The sequence below is a fragment of the Streptomyces sp. NPDC051636 genome, from assembly GCF_044453765.1.
Classification (GTDB): domain Bacteria; phylum Actinomycetota; class Actinomycetes; order Streptomycetales; family Streptomycetaceae; genus Streptomyces.
In genome coordinates this window covers 166,409-185,931 of sequence record NZ_JBITDA010000013.1, presented here as the reverse complement: position 1 = coordinate 185,931, position 19,523 = coordinate 166,409, and the positions used below count along the sequence as shown (strand labels likewise).

The following is a 19,523-nucleotide window of genomic DNA, read 5'->3' as shown; positions in this document are numbered from 1 at the left end:
CGCAGGCTGCGTCCGCTCGCCGTCGTCACGCCGCCCGCTCCAGCACGGTGTGGTCGACCGCGTACGCCAATCCGCCCCCGCGCGCGAGCCGTTCGGCCTCGTCGGCGACCGTTTGCCCGAGCCGGGCCACCTCGTTGCCCTGGGACCCGGCGAGGTGGGGGGTGAGGAAGACGTTGGGCAGGTCGAAGAGGGGCGAGCCGGCGGGCAGCGGCTCGGGGTCGGTGACGTCGAGGATGGCGCTCAGGCGTCCGGCGCGCAGCTCGGCGATCAGGGCGTCGTGGTCGAGGAGCGCGCCCCGCGCGGTGTTGATCAGCACCGATCCGTCGGGCATCAGGGCGAGTTCGCGGGCGCCGAGGAGGTGCCGGGTCTCCGGGGTCTGCGGGGCGTGCACGGTGACGATGTCCGAGGTGCGCAGCAGTTCCTCCAGCTCGAGCAGCGGTACGCCGAGCCGGGCGGCCTCCGCCTCGTCCACGTACGGGTCGGCGAGGCTGACCTTGAGGTCGTGGGGGCGCAGCAGCTCGATGAGGCGGCGGCCGATGCGGGAGGCGCCGACGATGCCGACGCGCCGGCCGTAGTTGCCGATGCCGGGGAGGATGTCGCCGTAGGGGAAGGCCCGCCGCCCGCGCAGCCGGTCGCGGAGGGCGAACACGTCCTTCCCGGCGAGCAGGATCATGGCGAGGGTGTACTCGGCGACGGGCAGCGCGTTGGCGGCGGCGGCCGAGGAGACGGCGATGCCGCGCTGCCAGACCTCCGGGGTGGTGAAGCCCTTGACCGAGCCGGCCGCGTGCAACACCGCGCGGAGCTCGGGGGCCGCGTCCAGGGCGGCCGCGTCCAGGCGGGGGCAGCCCCAGCCGGTGATGAGGACCTCGGTGCGGGCGAGCGTCTCCCGGATCCGTGGGTCGGTGAAGTCCTGCGCCACCAGAGTGGGATCGATTTCCACGTGCTCGCGCAGCCGCACGAGCACCTCCGGCGGGAAGATGTGCGGCACGTTCCGGGCTGTCATGGCGAACAGTGCCTGGGGACGCTCGGGCAAGGAAGTGACCTTCCGGCTCGGTGACGCGCGGATAGCAACCGGTTTCTACGCTAGCGGCGAATGAGAGGGTCAATGGACACGCACACACCGGGAGGGACGACAGGGATGACTCAAGCGGTCACCAACTGGGCGCGCAACGTCACATACACGGCGAAGGAGTTCCACCGGCAGCACTCGCTCGACGCGCTCCGGGCCCTGGTGGCCGTGAGCGCCGCGATACGGGTGCCGATCCTCGCCGAAGGTATACACGCCTCGGCGACTTCCTGACATCCCGAAGTGGTCGTGCTCAGCAGCTGGGTCGCCGCCCGGCTCGGTGAGCCGCTGCTCGAGGAGGTGCGCGAGGCCGTCGCCCGGCACGCGCTCAGGCGACCGCTGGCCGCCACCGAGATCGTCCTCTCCCCGATCCCCACCGATCCGGTGTCCCTGGGCGCGGCGACGTTCGCGCTGGAGGGCGCGTTGCAGTCGTCCGGGCAGGGGACCGGGAAACGTACCACCACCCCCGCGAGGAGCCGTACCGCACCACCTTCACGACGGAAGGGATGCTCGTGTCTCACCCCCGCACCACGACACCCCGGACCAGGAGACGGGTCCTGCTGACGGCCGCGGCCGCACTTCCACGTTGGTCGCCGTCCTGCACACCAGCGGCGTCCTGCTGGTCTGTTCCCTCGCCGGCCACGCCCTGGCCCGCATCCCCTACGAGCACTCCGGGGTCTGATCGTCCCGGGGCTGTTCAGTGGTTTCACCTGCTTTCTGTTCCGGCAGTACTTCCTCGGGTTCCCGAAGGAGCTGGAGGAGGGGGCACGCGTGGACGGGCTCGATTACCGGGGCGCCTACTGGCGCGTCGTGGTGTCCAACTCGCTGGACTTCTTCGCGGCGATCGCCACCATCACCTTCATCAGCGGCTGGAACTCCTTCCTGTGGCCGCTGGTCATCGGCCAGAGCCCGGACGCGTGGACCGTCCAGGTCGCGCTCTCCAAATACATGACCAACCAGACCGTCGTCTTCCACACGATCTTCATGGCCACCGCCATTTCCATCCTGCCCCCGCTGTTCGTGTTCCTCTTCCTCCAGCGCTGGCTGGTGCAGGGGATCGCGCAGACCGGCATCAAGGGATGAGCTAGGAGACCGATGTCTTTCCGCACGACCACGGCCATCGACTACGTCGAGGACGTCGCACCGGGCAGCGGGGCCCTTCCACCCCGCGCCTGGTACGCCTCGTCTGACGCGAAGTCACTTTCTCTGAACGGTAGTTGGCGCCTGCGTGTGTCGGCGACGGCCGACGCCGAGGACGACTCGTTCGCCGAGCCCGGATTCGACGCGGGGGACTGGGCCGAGGTCGCGGTCCCCGGCCACTGGGTGCTCCAGGGCGACGGAGCGTTCGGCTCGCCCGTCTACACCAACCATCTCTACCCCTTCCCGGTCGACCCGCCGCACGTCCCGACGGAGAACCCGACCGGCGACCACCTGCGGGTCTTCGACCTGCCCGAGGACTGGCCGGGTGAGGGCGGTGCCGTCCTCCGCTTCGACGGCGTCGAGTCCTGCGCCCGCGTCTGGCTGAACGGCACCGACATCGGCGAGTTCAAGGGCTCGCGGCTGCCGCACGAGTTCGCCGTCGGGCACCTGCTGAAGCCCAGCGGCAACGTGCTGGCCGTCCGCGTGCACCAGTGGTCGGCCGGTTCGTACCTGGAGGACCAGGACCAGTGGTGGCTGCCGGGCATCTTCCGAGACGTGACGCTGCTGCACCGTCCGGCGGGCGGCGTGCTCGACTTCTTCGTGCACGCCTCCTACGACCACGTCACGGGCGAGGGCACCCTGCGCGTCGACTCCGACGTCGACGGCAGGGTGACGGTGCCCGCCCTGGACATCGATGTCGCGACCGGTGAGCCGGTGACGGTCCCGGTCGAACCCTGGTCGGCGGAGACCCCCAAGCTGTACGACGGCGTGCTGGCCACCGGAGGCGAGCGGGTGCCGCTGCGCATCGGCTTCCGCACGGTCGAACTGGCCGACGGTCTGATCAAGGTCAACGGAAAGGCCGTCCTCTTCAAGGGTGTCAACCGGCACGAGTGGCACCCGGAGAAGGGCCGCGCGCTGGACCTGGAGACCATGCGCGAGGACGTGCTGCTGATGAAGCGGCACAACGTCAACGCCGTCCGCACCTCCCACTACCCGCCGCACCCGGCCTTCCTCGACCTGTGCGACGAGTACGGACTGTGGGTGATCGACGAGTGCGACCTGGAGACCCACGGCTTCACCGAGCAGGCCTGGCGGGACAACCCCGTCGACGACGACCGCTGGACCCCGGCCCTGCTGGACCGGGCCGCCCGCATGGTCGAGCGCGACAAGAACCACCCGTCCGTCGTCGTCTGGTCCCTCGGCAACGAGGCGGGCACCGGCCGCGGCCTGACCGCCATGTCCGAGTGGATCCACGGCCGGGACCCCTCGCGGCTCGTGCACTACGAGGGCGACATCAACTGCCGTGACACGGACGTGTACTCGCGGATGTACGCGGACCACGCCGAGGTCGAGCGGATCGGCCGTGGCCTGGACGGCGGCCCGCACAGGCGCCGCGAACTCCCCTTCCTCCTCTGCGAGTACGGGCACGCCATGGGCAACGGACCCGGCGGCATCGCCGACTACCAGCGGATCTTCGAGTCCTACGACCGGCTCCAGGGCGGTTTCATCTGGGAGTGGATCGACCACGGCATCAAGGACGAACGGTACGGCTTCGCGTACGGCGGCGACTTCGGCGAGGAGCTGCACGACGGCAACTTCGTCTGCGACGGGCTGCTCTTCCCCGACCGGCGGCCCTCCCCCGGTCTGCTCGAGTACAAGAAGGTGATCGAGCCGGTCCGGATCGAGGGCGACGGCTCCGACGGCACCGTCCGCGTCACCAACACGTACGACTTCGCCGACCTGTCCGCGCTGGCCTTCGCGTGGTCGTACCAGGTGGACGGCGAGACGGTCGAGTCGGGCCCGCTGTCCGTGCCGGTGCTCGCCCCCGGCGAGTCGGCCGACGTGAAGCTGCCGGAGCCGCCCGCGGTGGGGACCGGTGAGACGCGGTGGACGGTGCGGGCGCTGCTCGCCGCCGACACCGCGTGGGGGCCCAAGGACCATGTGGTGGCATGGGGGCAGTTCCCCGTCTCCGCCCGGCAGGCGCCGTCCGTGGCCGCGACCGGTGGGCCCGTGCCCGGCGACCGGCTGATCACCCTCGGTCCGGCCTCCTTCGACGCCCGCACCGGGGCGTTGCGGGCGATCGGCTCGGTCGAGGTCACCGGACTGCGGCTGGACGTGTGGCGGGCGACCACCGACAACGACGACGGCGCGGCCTGGCAGACCGACATCCGCTACGGCCAGTTGTGGCGCAAGCTGGGCCTGCACCGCATGCGGCACCGCCTCGACGCGGTGGACGTGGGCGACGACGCGCTGACCGTGCGCACGCGGGTGGCGCCGGCCGCCTGGGAGGTGGGGCTGTCGACGGTATACCGGTGGACGTCCGATGGAGATCGTCTGCAGCTGACGGTATCCGTGACGCCCGAAGGCGAGTGGACGGTGCCGCTGCCCCGGCTCGGCATCCGTTTCGGGCTGTCCGGCGCGGACACCGACGAGGTGACGTGGTTCGGCGGCGGTCCCGACGAGGCGTATCCGGACACCCGGGCGGCGTCGCTGGTAGGCCGTTGGCAGTCGACGGTCGATGGTATGCAGACACCTTATGTCCGTCCTCAGGAGAACGGCGCCCGCACCGACGTCCGCTGGGCGGAGCTCGGCGGACTGCGTGTCGAGGGCGACCCGGAGTTCTTCTTGAGCGCCCGGCGCTGGACCACCGAGGAGCTGGACGCCGCCGCCCACCGCACCGACCTCACCCCGGGCGACACGGTGTGGGTCCACCTCGATCACGGCCAGCACGGCATCGGCTCGCAGTCCTGCGGCCCGGGCCCGCTGCCGCAGTACTACCTGCTCGCGGAGCCCGCCGAGTTCTCCTTCGTCTTCTCGCGGACCGAGGATCCGGCCGGGTCCTGACACGGTCCTGAACTCGAACAGGGTCTGGCCGTCGACGAGCCGACCCGCGCCGGGCTTGCGGTGATGGCCGAACAGTGGGGCATGTGGAACCAGCTCGGGCCGGACATCGCCCGCTGCGGCCCGGCGCGGGACGGCACCTCGCTGAGGGTGCTCCCGGCCGACGCCGAGGAACCGCTCCCCGCCCGGTCCGTCCTCCCCGGCCACCCGGCACCGGACCTGTTCCTCGGTCGTGAAGGCGGCCGAGAAGATCCGCGTCAGCCCAGATCGACAAGCTGGGCGTACTGTACGCACCGATCGGCTGAACCGTTACGTTCCCTCGCGTCAGGGCGGACGCCTCGACCCCGACGAGGAAACCGCGCACCGCGGAACCTAGATGCCCTAGGATTAAACCTAGGCAACCTAGGAGGTGTCGCATGGCCCGCGCCGGACTCACCGCCGACCGCCTGGTGGCGGCCGCGGCCGAGCTCGCCGACGAGGTCGGCTTCGAGAACGTCACGCTGTCGGCGCTGGCCCGCCGCTTCGGGGTGAAGGACGCGAGCCTGTACTCGCACGTCAGGAATCTGCAGGACCTGCGCACCCGGCTCGCGCTGTTCGCGGGCGGTGAGCTGGTCGACCGGATCGCGGCAGCCGTCGCCGGGCGGGCGGGCAAGGAGGCGCTGGCGGCCTTCGCCGGGGCGTACCGGGAGTACGCCCTCGAGCGGCCGGGCCGCTACGCGGCCACCCAGATCCGCATCGACCAGGCTCTCGTGGCCGGCTCCCCCGCCCTGCGCCGCACCGCCGAGGTCACCTACGGCATGCTGCGCGCCTACGGCCTCGACGAACCCGACCTCACCGACGCCGTACGCCTGCTGCGCAGCACCTTCCACGGCTACTGCGCCCTGGAGTCCGCCGGCGGCTTCGGCGCCCCCCGCGACGTACAGGCCTCCTGGGACCGGGCGATCGACGCCCTGCACGTCGCCCTCGAACACTGGCCACGGGAGAAGAAGAGCGATGACTGAGCCGCACTACGACGTGACCGGCAGCGGGCCCGTCCTGCTCGTCGTCCCCGGCGGGGCCGGGCATCCGATGGGGCTCGGCCCGGTCACCGGGCGGCTGGCGGAGCGGTTCACCGTGGTGACGTACGACCCCCTCGGCCTCGCCCACGGGCGGCTCGGGCAGCCGGTCGCCGACCAGCGGGTGGCGGACTGGAGCGAGGGGGCGTACGCGGTGCTGGAGGAGGTGCTCGCGGCGGGCGAGTCCGCGTACGTCCTCGGGACCAGCTCCGGTGGCATCGCGGCCCTCGACCTGCTCGCCCGGCACCCGGAGCGGCTGCGGCACGTGGTCGCGCACGAGCCACCGTGCGTGACGCTGCTGCCGGACGGGGCGGAGCAGCGGGCCCGGCTGATCCAGGGGATGCGGGAACACGCGTCCCCCGAGGGCCCCATGGCCGTCTTCCTCGCCCACGTCCTCGGCCCCTTCACCTCGTACGTACCGGCCTTCACCACCTCCCCCGACCGCCTCACGGTGGCCGCCGGAACCGGCTCCCGGGGTGAAGTCCTGCACGGCACCGCCGAGTTGGTGGCCGAGCGCACCGGCGCCGCCTTCACCGAGTTCCCCGGCGGTCACCTCGGCGCGCTGGAGCATCCCGTGGCATTCGCCGACCGGGTCGCGGAAACGATGGTTCCGCTCGACGCGCCAGCGGCACCGCTGACCGCTTAGAACCCCGAACAAAACGGGCGCCCGGCTCACGACGCCTGGTTTCGGCGCTGCGGGCGCATGCCGTCGGACCGGGCTGTGCCGTCGCGCTCACCCCGGCCGGCGCCCCAGCGCCTGTACGGCGTCGTACGAGGGCGTCGTCCCCCGCGGCGCCCGCCCGGCGGTAGAGCAGGGAGCCGAGGCTGATCCGGCTCACCCCGAGGTCGGCGAGACGGGAGACGGTGGGCCCGGGCCGGCGAGCAGGGGACGTTGAGGTGCCGTACCAGGTCGGTGATCCGCCGTGAGCCGGTCAGGTCGGGGACGAACACGCCGTCGGAACCGGCCTCTTGGCAGGCCTCCAGACGGGGCAGCGTCCCCTCGCCGTCGCCGAGCCAGTACGTGTCCGTGCGCGCGTTCACGAAGAGGCCGGGGGCGGCCGACTTCGCCGCCGCGATCTTCGCGGCGTGCCGGTCGGCCGGCCCGGTCCCGTCCTCCAGGTTGATCCCGGCGGCGCCCACGGCCCACAGCCGGCACGCCAACTCCCCCACGTCGTCCGGATCGTCGCTGAAGCCGCCCTCCGCGTCCACGGACAGCAGGAACGGCTCCGTGCCGAGCGCGAGGGCCGGCCGCAGGGTGTGCTCGCGGGTCGCGGCGGCGCCGTCGGGCAGCCCGGCGGCGGCCGCGACACCCAGGCTGGTCGTGCCGATCGCGGGGAAACCCTGTCCCGCGAGGGCCGCCGCCGAGGCGTGGTCCCAGGCGTTGGGCAGGAGCAGGGGCTCACCCGGGCGGTGCAGGTCGGCGAAGGCCGTCACGACAGGTCGCCCACGGAGTCGGCGTAGTACGTGGACTCCGCGAGGTGGGCGGCGAGTCGGCGCAAGCTCCAGCCCGCGCCGGGCGAGGCGTCGAACCGCTCGTCGGTCAGCGCGTCCAGGCGGTCCGCCCGGACGCGGGCGGGACGGGTGAGGCGGCTGCGGGCGTCGTCGAGGTCCTCGGCCGTGAAGGGCGCGAGATCGGCCGCGGTGGTGATCGCGGAGGCGTGCCAGTGGTCGGGCTGCGGGTCCGCGCCCGCCGGCCGGGCCTCCAGTTCCGCCAGGTGGTCGATCAGGTGGTCGGCGACGCGGCGGACCGCCTTGTGCGGGTGTGGACGCGGTCGTCGAGGTGGAAGGGGGTGCCGTCCCAGGCGGTCCAGGTGGCGGCCGGCGCGAGGACGTGGTCGGCCATGGCGGTGACGGCCCGGGCGGGAGTGTCGCGTGCGGTGTCGTGGGCGGTGTCGCTCATACCCGGAACGCTGGGCGCGGATCACTTCGGTGCCGGCCGAAGTGTCCGCGCCGGGCCGGGCCTTACTCCGAGCGTTCGCCCGCGCCGCGCTCCACGCAGAACTCGTTCCCTTCCGGGTCGGCGAGGACCGCCCAGCCCGTCCCGTCGGGCTTGCGGCGGTCGTCGAGCAGCGTGGCGCCGAGGGCGAGCAGGCGCTTGACCTCCTCGTCACGGGTACGGTCCTGCGGCTGGAGGTCGACGTGCAGGCGGTTCTTGACGGTCTTGGCGTCCGGGACGGTGACGAAGAGCAGACCGCGCCCTCGATCAGCGCCTCCTCGTCACCCGGGTGGTCGTCCTCGTGCAGGGGCAGGTCCAGGACGCGGGACCAGAAGGTGGCGAGCGTGTGGGCGTCGGCGCAGTCGACCGTGATGTGGCGGATCTTGGAACTCATGGGCGGGATTCTTGCGGACGCCTGTGAAGAAGGTATACGGATTTGGCGACATTCCGGGTCCGGCGACGGGGTTGCTCACCCGGGCGTCACCGACCACGACGACCCTGAAGATCGCCCGTCCGGCGCCCTGAACCGGAAGGTCCGGACCCCGCCACCGGCCCGGCGGACGCCGAGGTCGTAGGCCCCCTGCACCTCCACCGTCACCAGATCCGCGAGGGGCAGCGGGTCGGGTTCGGCGGTGAGGCGGGCCAGGGCGACGAACAGGCTGGGTCCGTCACCCGTCGCGCCGGACAGGACGAACTCACCCGACAGACCATGCACCGGCACGAGTTCGGCCTCTTCGTCCTCCCACGGCACCCAGCCGGTGACGTGCACCTGGGTGCCGGGATCCGCGCCGGCCACCAGATGGGCCCGCACCTCCACCGCACCGCCGGCCACGACGAGGCTGGTCACCTCTGCCCCGGAGCCCACCGTGTACCGAGAGGCCGCCCAGTCCTCTCCCACCCCCAGCGGCACGATGCCCGTGCGGACCGGGTCGCCGCCGACCACGACGACGTTGTCGGGCGGCGAGCCCAGGGGCCGGGTGACCGTGGAGTACGCGAACCGCGTGTAGTACGGGTCGTAGCGGCTGTCCTCGCTGCCGTGGTTGTGCAGCCGCACCACGCCGTCCGCACGCGTCGACTGCAGCAGCCAGTTGGGGCCCTCGATCGCCGTCACCGCGTCGGCGCGCTCCGCCGGGCCGGGTTCCTCGACGGCCGTCCACACCTCGTGGTCGGGCGGCAGGAGCAGCCCGAGGAAACCCTTGCTCGCCCAGTACGGCGACGCGGGCCCCGAATACCCTTGCAGGACCGCCCCGTCGGGGCCGTGCCAGCCGAGGGTCAGCAGCCCCCGCTCGTCGACCGCGCCCCGGTCCAGGAAGTACTTCAGCGCGCCCGAGGCCAGCCGCCGCGTCTGACCCGGCGCCAGCGGCGTACGGCCCGTCAGCACGCCCAGCCACAGCGGGGCGGTCGTCGCGAACCGGTAGGTGAGGGAGCGGCCCTGGTGCAGGGGGGCGCCGTCACGGCCGAACAGGCGGGCGTAGTCGGCGAGATGGGTCTCCAGCCGGCCGCCGTACAGGTCGAGCAGGTCAGGGTCGTCCGCGAGCCAGGCGTGCAGCACCGGGTAGAGGTGCATCGCCCAGCCGTTGTAGTAGTCGAACTTGCGGCCGTCGCCGTCGGTGTACCAGCCGTCGCCGACGTACCACTGCTCGATGCGCTCCAGGCCGCGGTCGATCGCCCTGCGGGCGGCGTCGGCCTCGTAACCGGTCTCCGCGAGGAAGCCGCCGACGGTGACCGGGAACAACTCCCAGTTGCAGGGCCAGGGTTCGGCGGTCAGCGCGTCGGCCAGCCAGGCCGCTGCCCGCTGCCGTACGGCGTCGTCCAGGCGGTCCCACAGCAGCGGGCGGGTCAGCCGCAGCGCGAGCGCGATGGAGGCGGCCTCGACCAGGGGCTGGCCGCGGTCCTCGACGCGCGGCCAGACACCGCAGGTCCCGGCGGCGAGACCCTCGGCGTAGCGGCCGAGCGCGGTCTCGTCCCGGCGGAAGGCCGCCAGCAGGAGGGTGCGGGCGTAGCCCTCCAGGCCGTCGGAATGGCGGCCCGACCAGCTGACGTGCTCGCCGGGCAGGTGGTACAGCGCGCGGTCGGCGGTGGCGTACGGCTCCACCGCGGCGAGCAGGGCGTCGGCGGCGGCCTCCCAGTGCGCGCGCGTGTAACCGGTGCGGGGGCTGAGGGCACGGTCGTCGGCGGGCAGGTGCATCAGGGGCGGGTTTCCTTCGAGGCGGGGCCCGAGGCGGCAGGGGCCTGGGACGCCCCGGTTCCGGTCGGGGCGCCCCAGGGTCTCATCGCGGTGTCGTTGTTCAGGGTGCCGTCGGCATCGAACCAGCGGCGCACGATCGGGGTGACGAGGACCGGCTCGCCGCCCCTCTCGCGCACGCCCGCCACCAGTGTCTCCGGGTTCCCCCGGTACCTCGTTTCATCCGTCGTCCTGTCGTTGTGGGCCAGTTGGACGAGGACCAGGTCGCCGGGGCGGACGAGCGGCTGGACAGTGGCCCACAGCTGCGGGTTCTGCAGGCAGGTGACCGTGCTGTCGCCGGAGTCCGCGTAGTTGGCGACCGGCAGGCCCCTGCCGAGGTACTGCGGGAGCTGCCGGCCCCGGCCGGAGTACGGGTCGGCGGGCTGGTCGCAGACCGTGGAGTCGCCCGATGAGGATGATCTGGCGGGCGTGGTGAGTTGGGGTGACTCCGATGCCGGCGAGTGCGGGGGGCGAACCGCCGAGGGTCAGGTCCGGCCCCGGAGTTCCGTCGGCGCCGGTGGGCTCGCCCTCGGGGATGCGGACGTTCCCGCGATCCCGGAGCGCGACGATGGGGTCGGGAGTGAGGCCGGCGGGGTGGACGCGGTCGCGGGTGCCTCGGGCCGTCCTCCTTCGACTAGCGTCGTGACATGACCAGCGACACCTCCCCCGGCCTCGCCGAAGCCCTCGCCGCCGGCACCGTCGTGCTCGACGGCGGCATGTCCAACCAGCTCGAGTCCACCGGGCACGACCTGAGCGACGAGCTGTGGTCGGCGCGGTTGCTCGCCGAGCGACCCGAGGCGGTCACCGAGGCGCACCTCGCCTACTTCGAGGCGGGCGCGAACGTGGCGATCACCGCGGGCTACCAGGCCACCTTCGAGGGCTTCGCGAAGCGCGGCATCGGGCGCGAGGGGGCGGCCCGGCTGCTCACCCTGAGCGTGGAGCTGGCCCGGGAGGCGGCGCGGCAGGCCCACGGCAAGGGGATCGCGCGCCCGCTGTGGGTGGCGGCCTCCGTCGGCCCGTACGGGGCGATGCTGGCGGACGGCTCGGAGTACCGGGGCCGGTACGGGCTGAGCGTGGCGGAGCTGGAGCGATTCCACCGGCCCCGGCTGGAGGTGCTGGCGGCGGCCGGAGCGGATGTCCTGGCCCTGGAGACGGTTCCGGACACGGACGAGGCGGCGGCGCTGCTGCGGGCGGTGCGCGGGCTGGATACCCCCGCCTGGCTTTCGTATACCGTCGACAAGGGTCGTACACGCGCCGGGCAGCCGCTGGAAGAGGCGTTCGCCCTGGCCGCCGACGCGGACGAGGTGATCGCGGTCGGCGTCAACTGCTGCGCCCCCGAGGACGTGGAGCACGCGATCGGGACCGCCGCCCGCGTGACCGGCAAGCCGGTGGTGGTCTACCCCAACAGCGGCGAGGCCTGGGACGCCGAGGCCCGTGCCTGGAAGGGCCGCTCCTCCTTCACCGCCGAGCAGGTCGAGACCTGGCGCAGGACGGGCGCGCGGCTGATCGGCGGCTGCTGCCGGGTGGGTCCGGAGGCGATCGCGTCGATCTCGCGGACGCTCAGCACCGCTTGAACGGGCCGCCTGAACGGGGCGCCCGCGTCCCGAAGCCCTTCGTACGGGCGGCCACCACTGCCGGCCTCCGGCGCGGGGAAACGGTTGCCGTCGTGTTGCCGCTGTTCCCGAGGGCGGGAAGAGGGCGAGGCGGATGACCAGGAAGAGCGGGGACGCGGCGCGGAGCAGCATCCGGGACAGGGCGGCGCGGGCGGGGGTGTCCGCGTCGACGGTGTCGAGGGTGCTGGGCGTGGTGCGCTGCGACTCGGACGCGCGTGCTGCGGGCGGTGCGCGAGACGGACTACGTCGCCGATGCGCGCGCCAAGGCCGTCGCCGGGGCCGCCACGCCCACGCTGGCCTTCGTCCTGGAGGACATCACCGGGCCGTCGTTCGCGCACATGGCGCACGGCGTGGAGCGCGAGGCGACCCGGCTCGGGCATCTGCGCCTGGTGTGCAGCACGGACGGGGACATCCGGCACGAGCCTGGAGTTCATCGAGATGATGCGCGCCGCGGGCCGCCGCCGTGATCCTGGCCGGCGGGGCCGCGGACGCCCCCGAGTACCGGGAGCGCACCCGCCGCATCGCCGACTCGCCGGCGTCGGCGGGCCCCCGGCTGGTGCTGCGCGGCCGGCCGCCGATCGGCCCGGGGGCGCCGGTGACGGTCATCGAGTACGACAACGAGGGCGGCGCCTACGCCCTGGTCGCGCACGTCCTCGCCCAGGGCCACCGGCGGGTGCTGTTCCTCGGCGGCAAGCCCGACCACACCACGGCGCAGGGCCGCGAGCGCGGCTACCTCGCCGCCCACCGCGCCCGCGGCCTGGAGCCCGACCCCGAGCTGCTGTGGCACGGCGACTTCACCCGCGACTCGGACCACCGTCCGATGCGTCAGGCCCTGCGGGGCGGGCCTGGACGTGCCGGGCGACGTCTCGCCGGCCGGGTACGACGGCATCCCGTTCGCCCGTGACCTGCACACCGCCCCGACCACGGTCCACGCACCCTACGAGCAGCTGGGCCGCCTCGCCGTACGCACCGTCCTCGGCCACACCGCCGACTCGGCCGACGAGCACCTGCTGCTGGGCACGCACGTGGGGGTGCGGGACTCGGTGGCGAAGCCGGCGGGCGCGGCGGAGCACTGACGTACCGACGGCAGGACCTAGTGCGGGCGGACGCCGACCGACCGGCGCAGCCGGCGTACCGTCGCCGCGAGTTCCGCGCTGCGGGCCTGGGTGCCGTCGACGGGATCCGGTGTGCTGGCTTCCGTCGACCACAGGGCGACTTCGGGATCCCGTGGCCCGTATGCGGTATACGGCTCACCGTCGCCGAGGATCCGCACCGGGTGTGCGGGATCCCAGGCTTCCCATCCGGGATCCCCGGTGGTGGCGAACCGCACCCAGGCCCCGTGCATCGTGTCGCACAGCTCCTGCGGGGCGCCCTCGCCGGCGAGCCGGGCCGACTCGGGGACGTTTCCGGTGTCGAAGACGAAGCCGAGCTCCAGGGCGTGGCAGGCGCCCAGGCCGGGGAGGTTGGAGGGCCACGCGAACTCGTAGAGGTAGGAGGAGCCGGGGCGGGCGTCGGCCAGGCGGTGCAGGGGGACGCGCAGCAGGTGGTCGGTGACCAGTTGGCCGACGGTCTCGGCGGGGCCGGCGTCAGGGTGCAGGGCGCGGTAGGCGCGCGGCACCTCGTGGCCGCAGCGGCAGCGGGCCATGGCGCCGGCCAGGGCGACCGCGCCGAGCCGGTCGACGTGTTCCACCAGCCCGCCCGGCACCAGCCACAGCCGGTACTCGTCCCGGGTCCAGCCCATGAGCAGGTCGACCCCCTGGGCGGCCTCGCCGTCGATCAGGGCCTGGAGCGGGTCGCGCGGGACGAGGTCGCCGTCGACGACGACGCCGAAGGCCGGGCCGCCCAGGACCGGGCTGCTGCGTCGGCCGACCTCGGCCTGGGTGCGCAGCAGCAGCTCGCGGTCGACGGCGGCGAAGGCCTCGGCGGTGGCGGGGATCTTCAGCCGGTTGGCCATGCGGCGGACCATCCGCCGTACCTTGTCGCGGTCCGAGGCGTCCGGGGCGCCGCTCTGCAGCACCGCCCGCCGGACGAGGCCCTGCGCCTGGGGTGCGGCGAGCAGGGCGCCGGTGCTGATGGCCCCGGCGGACTGCCCGGCCAGGGTCACCCGTCCGGGGTCGCCGCCGAAGGCCGCGATCGAGTCGTGCACCCAGCGCAGGGCGGCCAGCTGGTCGCGCAGGCCGAGGTTGGCGGGCGCGTCCGGGAACAGGCCGTAGCCTTCCACTCCCAGTCGGTAGTTGACGGAGACGAGGACGACGCCGTCGCGGGCGAAGGCCCGCCCGTCGTACACGGGCACGGCGGACGAGCCCCTGGTCAGGGCGCCGCCGTGCAGCCACACGAGGACGGGGAGCCGGGCGGCGGGGCCCGGCTCGGGCGTCCATACGTTGAGGTTGAGGCAGTCGTCGCCGGGCACCACCGGGTCGGACAGGTACTGCGCGAACGCCTCCGAGTAGGGCGGTTTCGGCGCCGTGGGCCCGAAGGCGCCCGCGTCGCGCACCCCGTCCCAGGGTTCGGGCGGCTCGGGCGGGCGGAACCGGCGGGGCCCGAAGGGCGGGGCGGCGTACGGGATGCCGCGGAAGACGGCGATCCCGTGCTCGTACCTGCCGCGTACCGCCCCGTACGGCGTTCTGACCACGGGATCCGTCTGCTCTGACGTCCGGTCTGCCGTCATGTGCCCACCAGCCCTTCGCAGCGCTCGTGCACCGGTAACCCCACAGCACCACATGACGGCCGGGTATTCCGCTGCACGGGCGTGTGGTGAGGGCTGTTCGGCGTACATGAGCGTGCCGAAACCCAGCTGGCCGTAGCCGCCGCTGGTGGAGCCGCCGCCGCCCTCCGGGGCGAAGGAGGCGGCCCCCAGGTGTCGGTGGTGAACGGGACGTCGCCGCCGAGGTTGGGAGTCGGCGGTTTGGCATGCCGGGGTGGGCGAAGGCCGCCGGGGCGGCAGGTGGCGGCCGGGGCGCCGCCCAGGGCGAGGCCGGCGGTCTCGCCGAACCGTGCGGTGCCGAGGGCCACCGGGCTGCCGGAGCACGGCGGCGCCGCCCGCCCGCCGGGAGGGGTGACCGTGACCTCGTACGACCAAGATCGTTTCCCGGGCATGAACATCACCACACGCACCGCGAGGGTGTTCACCCTCGCCGGGGTGGCCCTGGCCACCGCCCTCGGCACGGCCCGGGCCACGGTCCCCGTCCCCGCCGACACTGAGGACGTCGAACTCAAGGAGGCCGGCCACCCCGACCTCGGCGAGGACTGAGCGGGCGCAGACGGAGACGGCCGGGCACCTCCCGCACGGGGTGCCCGGCCGCCGTCGTACCGCGCCGGCGTCAGTCGCCGTCGTCCTGGCCGGCGGCGCCGACGAGGGCCTCCATCAGGTCGACGGCGCTGCCGTCGTGGTCGCTGCCGGCGGTGCCGCTGCCGGTCGAGACGTTGCCGGTCCGGTCGACCTCCAGGATCGAGTCGGCCTGCGAGTTGTCGATGACGGTGATCGGACTCCCGGCCGCGGCCGCGGGCGCGGCGGCTGCGAGGAGGGCCGCCGCGATCGCCGTCGCGGAACGGATGCGGGGTGCGGCCCTGCTCACACGCCCACGCCCTCGGGAGCGGGCCGATGACGGCCGATGTTCCGCTCCAGCAGGCGGGTGGCCGCCTTGACGCCGACGCCGCTCGTGGCGTCCACCTCGGGCAGCCGGCCGTCGGCCGCCTTGAGGCTGGCGAGCGCGGAGTCCATCGCCTCGTGCGCGGCGAACAGGCACGGGGTGCTGTAGATCGCTACGTCCACGCCGAGGTCGGACAGTTCGCTCAGCGACAGGCGCGGCGACTTGCCGCCCGCGATCTGGTTGAACAGCAGCGGTTTCTCGCCGACGACCTTGCGGATCCGGCGGATCCACTCCACGCTGCGCACCCCGTCGACCAGGACGACGTCGGCGTCGGTGGCGGCCAGCCGCTCGGCCCGGCGCAGGATGTCGTGCTCGTCGGTGGCGTCCGTACGGGCGACGACCACCAGGTCCTGCCGGGTGGCGAGGACCTTCTGCAGCTTCTCCAGGTACTCCTCCAGCGGCAGCACCTGCTTGCCGTCGGCGTGCCCGCAGCGGCGGGGGCGCTTCTGGTCCTCGAGGATCACACCGGAGGCGCCGATCCGCTCCAGGTGTTCGACGACGTGACAGGCGACCTCCGGATCGACGTATCCGTCGTCGATGTCGACCAGCAGGTGGTGGTGCGGGAAGGCGCCCCGCAGCCGCTGGACGAACGCCACCATGTCCGGCCAGGCGATGAACCCGATGTCCGGCAGCCCGTAGTACGAGGCCGCGAAGCCGAAGCCCGAGACGAACATCCCGTCGTAGTGCCTGGCCGCGATCGACGCCGAGTACATGTCGTACACGCCGATCAGCGGGGTGGTCCCCGGTCCGGTGATCTGCTCGCGCAGCTTCTTACCGTGAGTCAAGGTCCGGCTCCTTGTGTGGGTGGGTGGCGCGGCCGCCGAGAGTGGCGCCGCGTCGCGACAGCCCTTTGCCAAGACAAGAGCATCCCTAGATAGTCACGTGACGTTCTCTGTACGCCAGCTTTACTCACTCCGACGGAGCAACCGGTTCACCGCAGAAACGTCACGCGACCCGGTCGGCGGCCCGGGCGGGCCCGGCCGCGAGGTGGGCGCGGAAGGCGGGATCGGCGTACGCCTCGCAGGCGTGCCCGAGGGCGGTGCGGAAGACCCGGCCGGCCCCCTGCTCACGGCACCGGGCCAGCGGGTGGGCCTCCCCCATGCCGCCGCCCTCGTACGACGCCTCGTCGGCGCGCTGCAGGACCCGCACCGTGCCGCGCGGGTTGGTGCGGAAGTCGTACCACTCGTCGGTGAAGTCCCGGACGGCCGGCAGATGCCGCGTCGCCGGGTGCGCGGGGTCCTCGGCCACGGCCCTTCCCGGCTGGTACGCGGGGTGCCGCGCGAAGCGGGGCCGAGCAGGTCGCCGTAGTACGGCCGGTCGTCCTCGGTGCAGGCCGCCGCGTGCGCCCCGGCGTAGCCGCCCCCCGCCTCGACGTACCCGGAGAGCCGGTGCCGCCCGGCGGGGGGGGTGAGCACCTCGCCGCTGGTGGCCGGCGGGGTCCTCGGTGGCGTCCACCGCGAAGCCCCGCCGACCGACGCCCTCGACGACTGCCGGCCGCCCCGCAGGGCAGGCGCGCAGTCCGATTCGTTCAAGACCGGCCGCCCGGGCGCTGCCTACGGTGACGGCATGACTCCACGATGCGCAGTGATCGGCGTGGTGGCCTCCGACCTGGCCGCCTCGCTCGCCTTCTACCGTCGCCTCGGGCTCGTCTTCCCCGAGGGCGCCGAGGACCAGCCGCACGTCGAGGCCGAGCTGCCCGGCGGGCTGACCCTCGCCCTGGACACCGAGGACACCGTCCGCTCCTTCCACCCCGGGTGGCGGCCGCCGGCCGGCGGGGGCCGGGTCGCGCTCGCCTTCCGGTGCGACTCGCCCGCCGACGTCGACGCCGTGTACGAGGACCTGGTGGGCGCCGGGTACCACGGGGAGCTCAAACCGTGGGACGCGTTCTGGGGGCAGCGGTACGCCACCGTGCACGACCCCGACGGCAACGGCGTCGATCTGTTCGCGCCGCTACCTTCGGCCCAGTAGCTCCCCGAGCGTCGCCCCCGCCAGCTCCCGTACGTCCCGGGCCAGGTGAGGCTGGTCGGCGTACCCGGCCCGCACGGCCGTCTCGGCGAACGGCACCCCGGTGCGGGCGAGCGCGAGCGCCCGTTGCAGCCTGAGCACCCGGGCCAGCGTCTTCGGGCCGTAGCCGAAGGCGGTCAGACAGCGGCGGTGCAACTGGCGGGCACCCAGGCCGAGTTCGTCGGCCGTGGCGGCGACCGGGCGGCCCGCGTCCAGCGCCGCGACGAGCCGCCCGAGCAGCGGATCGGGTGGGCCGGCCTCGGCCGCCCGCTCCCACGCGATGTCCTCCAGCGCCGTCGCGGGGTCCCGGGCCGCCTCGACACGGGCACCCAGGCGCCGCACCTCGGCGGCGGGCCACAGGTCGGTCAACTCAACCCGGCGGTCGCGCAGTTCGTGCGCCGGTACGCCCAGGAAACCGGGCGCGGTGCCGGGGTGGAAACGGACGCCCGCCCAGCGGCGGCGCGGGCCCTGGGGGACGTACGCGCGCGTGTCCGGGCCCGCGACCAGCAGGCGCCCCTCGCTCCACAGCAGGTCCATGCAGCCGTCGGGCAGCACGGGCCGCACGGCGGGGTCCTCCAGCGTGCGGCGCCACACCACCGCACCGGCCAGCCGGGACGCACGCTCCTCGTACACGTACGCCAGGCTACGCCGCCGGCGACACCCCGGGGATCGTCCCGGTCACGAAGCGCCACGCGCGCGTGAGCCTCCCCGGGTGACGTCACCCGCTCACGTCTCCGGCGGTCCCGTGTCGCCCGCCGCCTTGTGCGCGTTGTGCTGGCTCTTCACATGCGTGCGCAACCGCGCCGTCACGTCCTCGGGCGGAAGGAAGCGGGACCAGCGTTCGGGGAACTCGGACGGCATGTCGGGGTCGTCGGGGTCGGCCTCGCGGGCCGCGGCGGCGCGGGCGACGTACTCGGCGACCTGGGCCTCGCGCAGCCTCTCCTGGGCGGCGCGGGCGGCGGCCGTGGCGGCGGCCGGCCAGACCCGGTCGATGGCCGCGTTGACGGCGGCGCCGACGAGTACGGCGAACGCGGACACGCCGATCCACAGCAGGACCGCGACGGCGGCGGCGAGGGAGCCGTAGATCGTGGCGCCCTCGATGGTGCTGGTGAGGTAGATACGCAGGAGGAAGCTGCCCAGGACCCACATGGCCAGGGCGACCAGCGCGCCCGGCACGTCCTCGATCCACGGGGAGCGGACCGGCACGGACACGTGGTACAGCGTGGTCAGGAAGGCGATCGAGAGGATGATCACCACCGGCCAGTACAGGACCTGCACCAGCGTCTCCGACCACGGCACGATCCGCACGACCGCGTCCGGCCCCGCCACCATCAGCGGCAGCGCCACCGAGCCGATCAGCAGCGCCACGACGAACAGCAGGAAGGCCATGATCCGGGTCTTGACGATGCCCCGGACGCCGTCGAGGCCGTACATCACGGTGATGGTGTCGATGAAGACGTTCACCGCGCGGGAGCCCGACCACAGGGCGAACAGGAAGCCGATGGAGATGACGTCCGGCCGGCCGCCTTTCATCACGTCGTGCAGGATGGGTTCGGCGATCTCCTTGACGCCCTTGTCGGACAGGACGGTGCGGGAGGCCTCCAGGAGGTTGGTCTCCAGGGACTGGATGGTGTCGGCGCCGGTCCAGTCGTCGACGTAGCCGAGCAGCCCGATCAGGCTCAGCAGCAGCGGCGGCACGGACAGCAGCGTGAAGAACGCCGCCTCGGCCGCCAGGCCGAGGATGCGGTACTCCATGCACGAGTTGACCGTGTCCTTGAGCAGCAGCCAGGCCGTCCTGCGCTTGGAGACGTTCCGGTAGAGGGCTCGGGCCCGGTGGAGCCGGCCGCCGGGCCGCTCGGGGGGTTCACTTGCTGGCTGCACGTCCTAAAGGTATCCGTCGTGCGGGGCCCCGCTCATCCCACGGGCGAGGGGATGGGTCGGGCGGCCGGGCCTGTGCCACTCTGGGGCCATCACCGCCGTCGCCCCGGGTAGGT

General features: G+C 73.4%; 15 protein-coding genes and 7 pseudogenes. 10 read left to right on the top strand and 12 right to left on the bottom strand.

Annotation, left to right across the window (positions count from 1 at the left end):
• Positions 1-25 precede the first annotated feature (25 nt).
• A complete protein-coding gene (locus tag ACIBBH_RS23435; protein WP_399407546.1) occupies positions 26-1,033 on the bottom strand; it encodes a hydroxyacid dehydrogenase in 1,008 nt (335 codons plus the stop codon).
• A 105-nt stretch (positions 1,034-1,138) separates the two neighbouring features.
• Between ACIBBH_RS23435 and ACIBBH_RS23430 the strand changes: the two genes are divergently transcribed.
• From ACIBBH_RS23430 to ACIBBH_RS23405, 6 genes and pseudogenes are all read left to right on the top strand, one after another.
• A complete protein-coding gene (locus ACIBBH_RS23430; RefSeq protein ID WP_399407616.1) occupies positions 1,139-1,300 on the top strand; it encodes a hypothetical protein in 162 nt (53 codons plus the stop codon).
• Positions 1,301-1,561, top strand: a pseudogene (locus ACIBBH_RS23425) (transcriptional regulator); the annotation flags it as partial.
• A gap of 85 nt (positions 1,562-1,646) precedes the next feature.
• Positions 1,647-2,149: pseudogene (locus tag ACIBBH_RS23420) on the top strand (carbohydrate ABC transporter permease); the annotation flags it as partial.
• A gap of 12 nt (positions 2,150-2,161) precedes the next feature.
• Positions 2,162-5,050 carry a glycoside hydrolase family 2 TIM barrel-domain containing protein gene (locus ACIBBH_RS23415; protein WP_399407544.1) on the top strand — a complete coding sequence of 963 codons (2,889 nt, stop codon included), beginning with the start codon at positions 2,162-2,164 and terminating at the stop codon, positions 5,048-5,050.
• 413 nt (positions 5,051-5,463) lie between these two features.
• A complete protein-coding gene (locus ACIBBH_RS23410) occupies positions 5,464-6,048 on the top strand; it encodes a TetR/AcrR family transcriptional regulator (RefSeq protein ID WP_399407542.1) in 585 nt (194 codons plus the stop codon).
• Entirely contained in the window at positions 6,041-6,748 is a 708-nt protein-coding gene (locus ACIBBH_RS23405) for an alpha/beta fold hydrolase (RefSeq protein ID WP_399407540.1), read from the top strand. The genes ACIBBH_RS23410 and ACIBBH_RS23405 overlap by 8 nt, the downstream gene beginning before the upstream one ends.
• Positions 6,749-6,827: 79 nt before the next feature.
• Here ACIBBH_RS23405 and ACIBBH_RS23400 read toward each other — a convergent pair.
• The 5 genes and pseudogenes from ACIBBH_RS23400 to ACIBBH_RS23380 all read right to left on the bottom strand — a co-directional run.
• Positions 6,828-7,536: pseudogene (locus ACIBBH_RS23400) on the bottom strand (isocitrate lyase/phosphoenolpyruvate mutase family protein); the annotation flags it as partial.
• Positions 7,533-8,027 (bottom strand): hypothetical protein, encoded by a 495-nt coding sequence (locus ACIBBH_RS23395; protein ID WP_399407538.1) that lies wholly within the window; start codon positions 8,025-8,027, stop codon positions 7,533-7,535. The pseudogene ACIBBH_RS23400 and the gene ACIBBH_RS23395, both read right to left, overlap by 4 nt.
• Positions 8,028-8,064: 37 nt before the next feature.
• Positions 8,065-8,432 (bottom strand): annotated as a pseudogene (locus ACIBBH_RS23390) (VOC family protein).
• 75 nt (positions 8,433-8,507) lie between these two features.
• Entirely contained in the window at positions 8,508-10,226 is a 1,719-nt protein-coding gene (locus ACIBBH_RS23385) for a DUF2264 domain-containing protein (protein ID WP_399407536.1), read from the bottom strand.
• A gap of 83 nt (positions 10,227-10,309) precedes the next feature.
• Positions 10,310-10,808, bottom strand: a pseudogene (locus tag ACIBBH_RS23380) (carbohydrate esterase); the annotation flags it as partial.
• A gap of 101 nt (positions 10,809-10,909) precedes the next feature.
• Between ACIBBH_RS23380 and mmuM the strand changes: the two are divergent.
• A complete protein-coding gene (gene mmuM, locus ACIBBH_RS23375; RefSeq protein ID WP_399407534.1) occupies positions 10,910-11,836 on the top strand; it encodes a homocysteine S-methyltransferase in 927 nt (308 codons plus the stop codon).
• Positions 11,837-11,969: 133 nt separating this feature from the next.
• Positions 11,970-12,951, top strand: a pseudogene (locus tag ACIBBH_RS23370) (LacI family DNA-binding transcriptional regulator).
• Between the two features lie 17 nt (positions 12,952-12,968).
• On the opposite strand, the gene ACIBBH_RS23365 reads toward ACIBBH_RS23370, so the two are convergent.
• A complete protein-coding gene (locus ACIBBH_RS23365; RefSeq protein ID WP_399407532.1) occupies positions 12,969-14,543 on the bottom strand; it encodes a carboxylesterase/lipase family protein in 1,575 nt (524 codons plus the stop codon).
• 426 nt (positions 14,544-14,969) lie between these two features.
• Between ACIBBH_RS23365 and ACIBBH_RS23360 the strand changes: the two genes are divergently transcribed.
• Entirely contained in the window at positions 14,970-15,125 is a 156-nt protein-coding gene (locus ACIBBH_RS23360; RefSeq protein ID WP_399407531.1) for a hypothetical protein, read from the top strand.
• Between the two features lie 70 nt (positions 15,126-15,195).
• Here ACIBBH_RS23360 and ACIBBH_RS23355 read toward each other — a convergent pair whose 3' ends face one another.
• From ACIBBH_RS23355 to ACIBBH_RS23345, 3 genes and pseudogenes are all read right to left on the bottom strand, one after another.
• Positions 15,196-15,450 (bottom strand): hypothetical protein, encoded by a 255-nt coding sequence (locus ACIBBH_RS23355; RefSeq protein WP_399407529.1) that lies wholly within the window; start codon positions 15,448-15,450, stop codon positions 15,196-15,198.
• Positions 15,447-16,310 carry an oxaloacetate decarboxylase gene (locus tag ACIBBH_RS23350; protein WP_399407527.1) on the bottom strand — a complete coding sequence of 288 codons (864 nt, stop codon included), beginning with the start codon at positions 16,308-16,310 and terminating at the stop codon, positions 15,447-15,449. Before ACIBBH_RS23350 ends, ACIBBH_RS23355 begins: the two co-directional genes overlap by 4 nt.
• A 160-nt stretch (positions 16,311-16,470) precedes the next feature.
• A pseudogene (locus ACIBBH_RS23345) lies at positions 16,471-17,049 on the bottom strand (ThuA domain-containing protein).
• 42 nt (positions 17,050-17,091) lie between these two features.
• On the opposite strand from ACIBBH_RS23345, the gene ACIBBH_RS23340 reads away from it, so the two are divergent.
• Positions 17,092-17,493, top strand: a complete 402-nt coding sequence (locus ACIBBH_RS23340) for a VOC family protein (RefSeq protein ID WP_399407525.1) — start codon at positions 17,092-17,094, stop codon at positions 17,491-17,493.
• Here the strand turns inward: ACIBBH_RS23340 and ACIBBH_RS23335 are convergent.
• A complete protein-coding gene (locus ACIBBH_RS23335; RefSeq protein ID WP_399407523.1) occupies positions 17,476-18,162 on the bottom strand; it encodes a helix-turn-helix domain-containing protein in 687 nt (228 codons plus the stop codon). The two genes, ACIBBH_RS23340 and ACIBBH_RS23335, sit on opposite strands and share 18 nt — an antisense overlap.
• A gap of 93 nt (positions 18,163-18,255) precedes the next feature.
• Complete coding sequence (locus ACIBBH_RS23330) at positions 18,256-19,410, bottom strand: YihY/virulence factor BrkB family protein (protein ID WP_399407521.1); 1,155 nt, start codon at positions 19,408-19,410, stop codon at positions 18,256-18,258.
• Between the last annotated feature and the right edge of the window lie 113 nt (positions 19,411-19,523).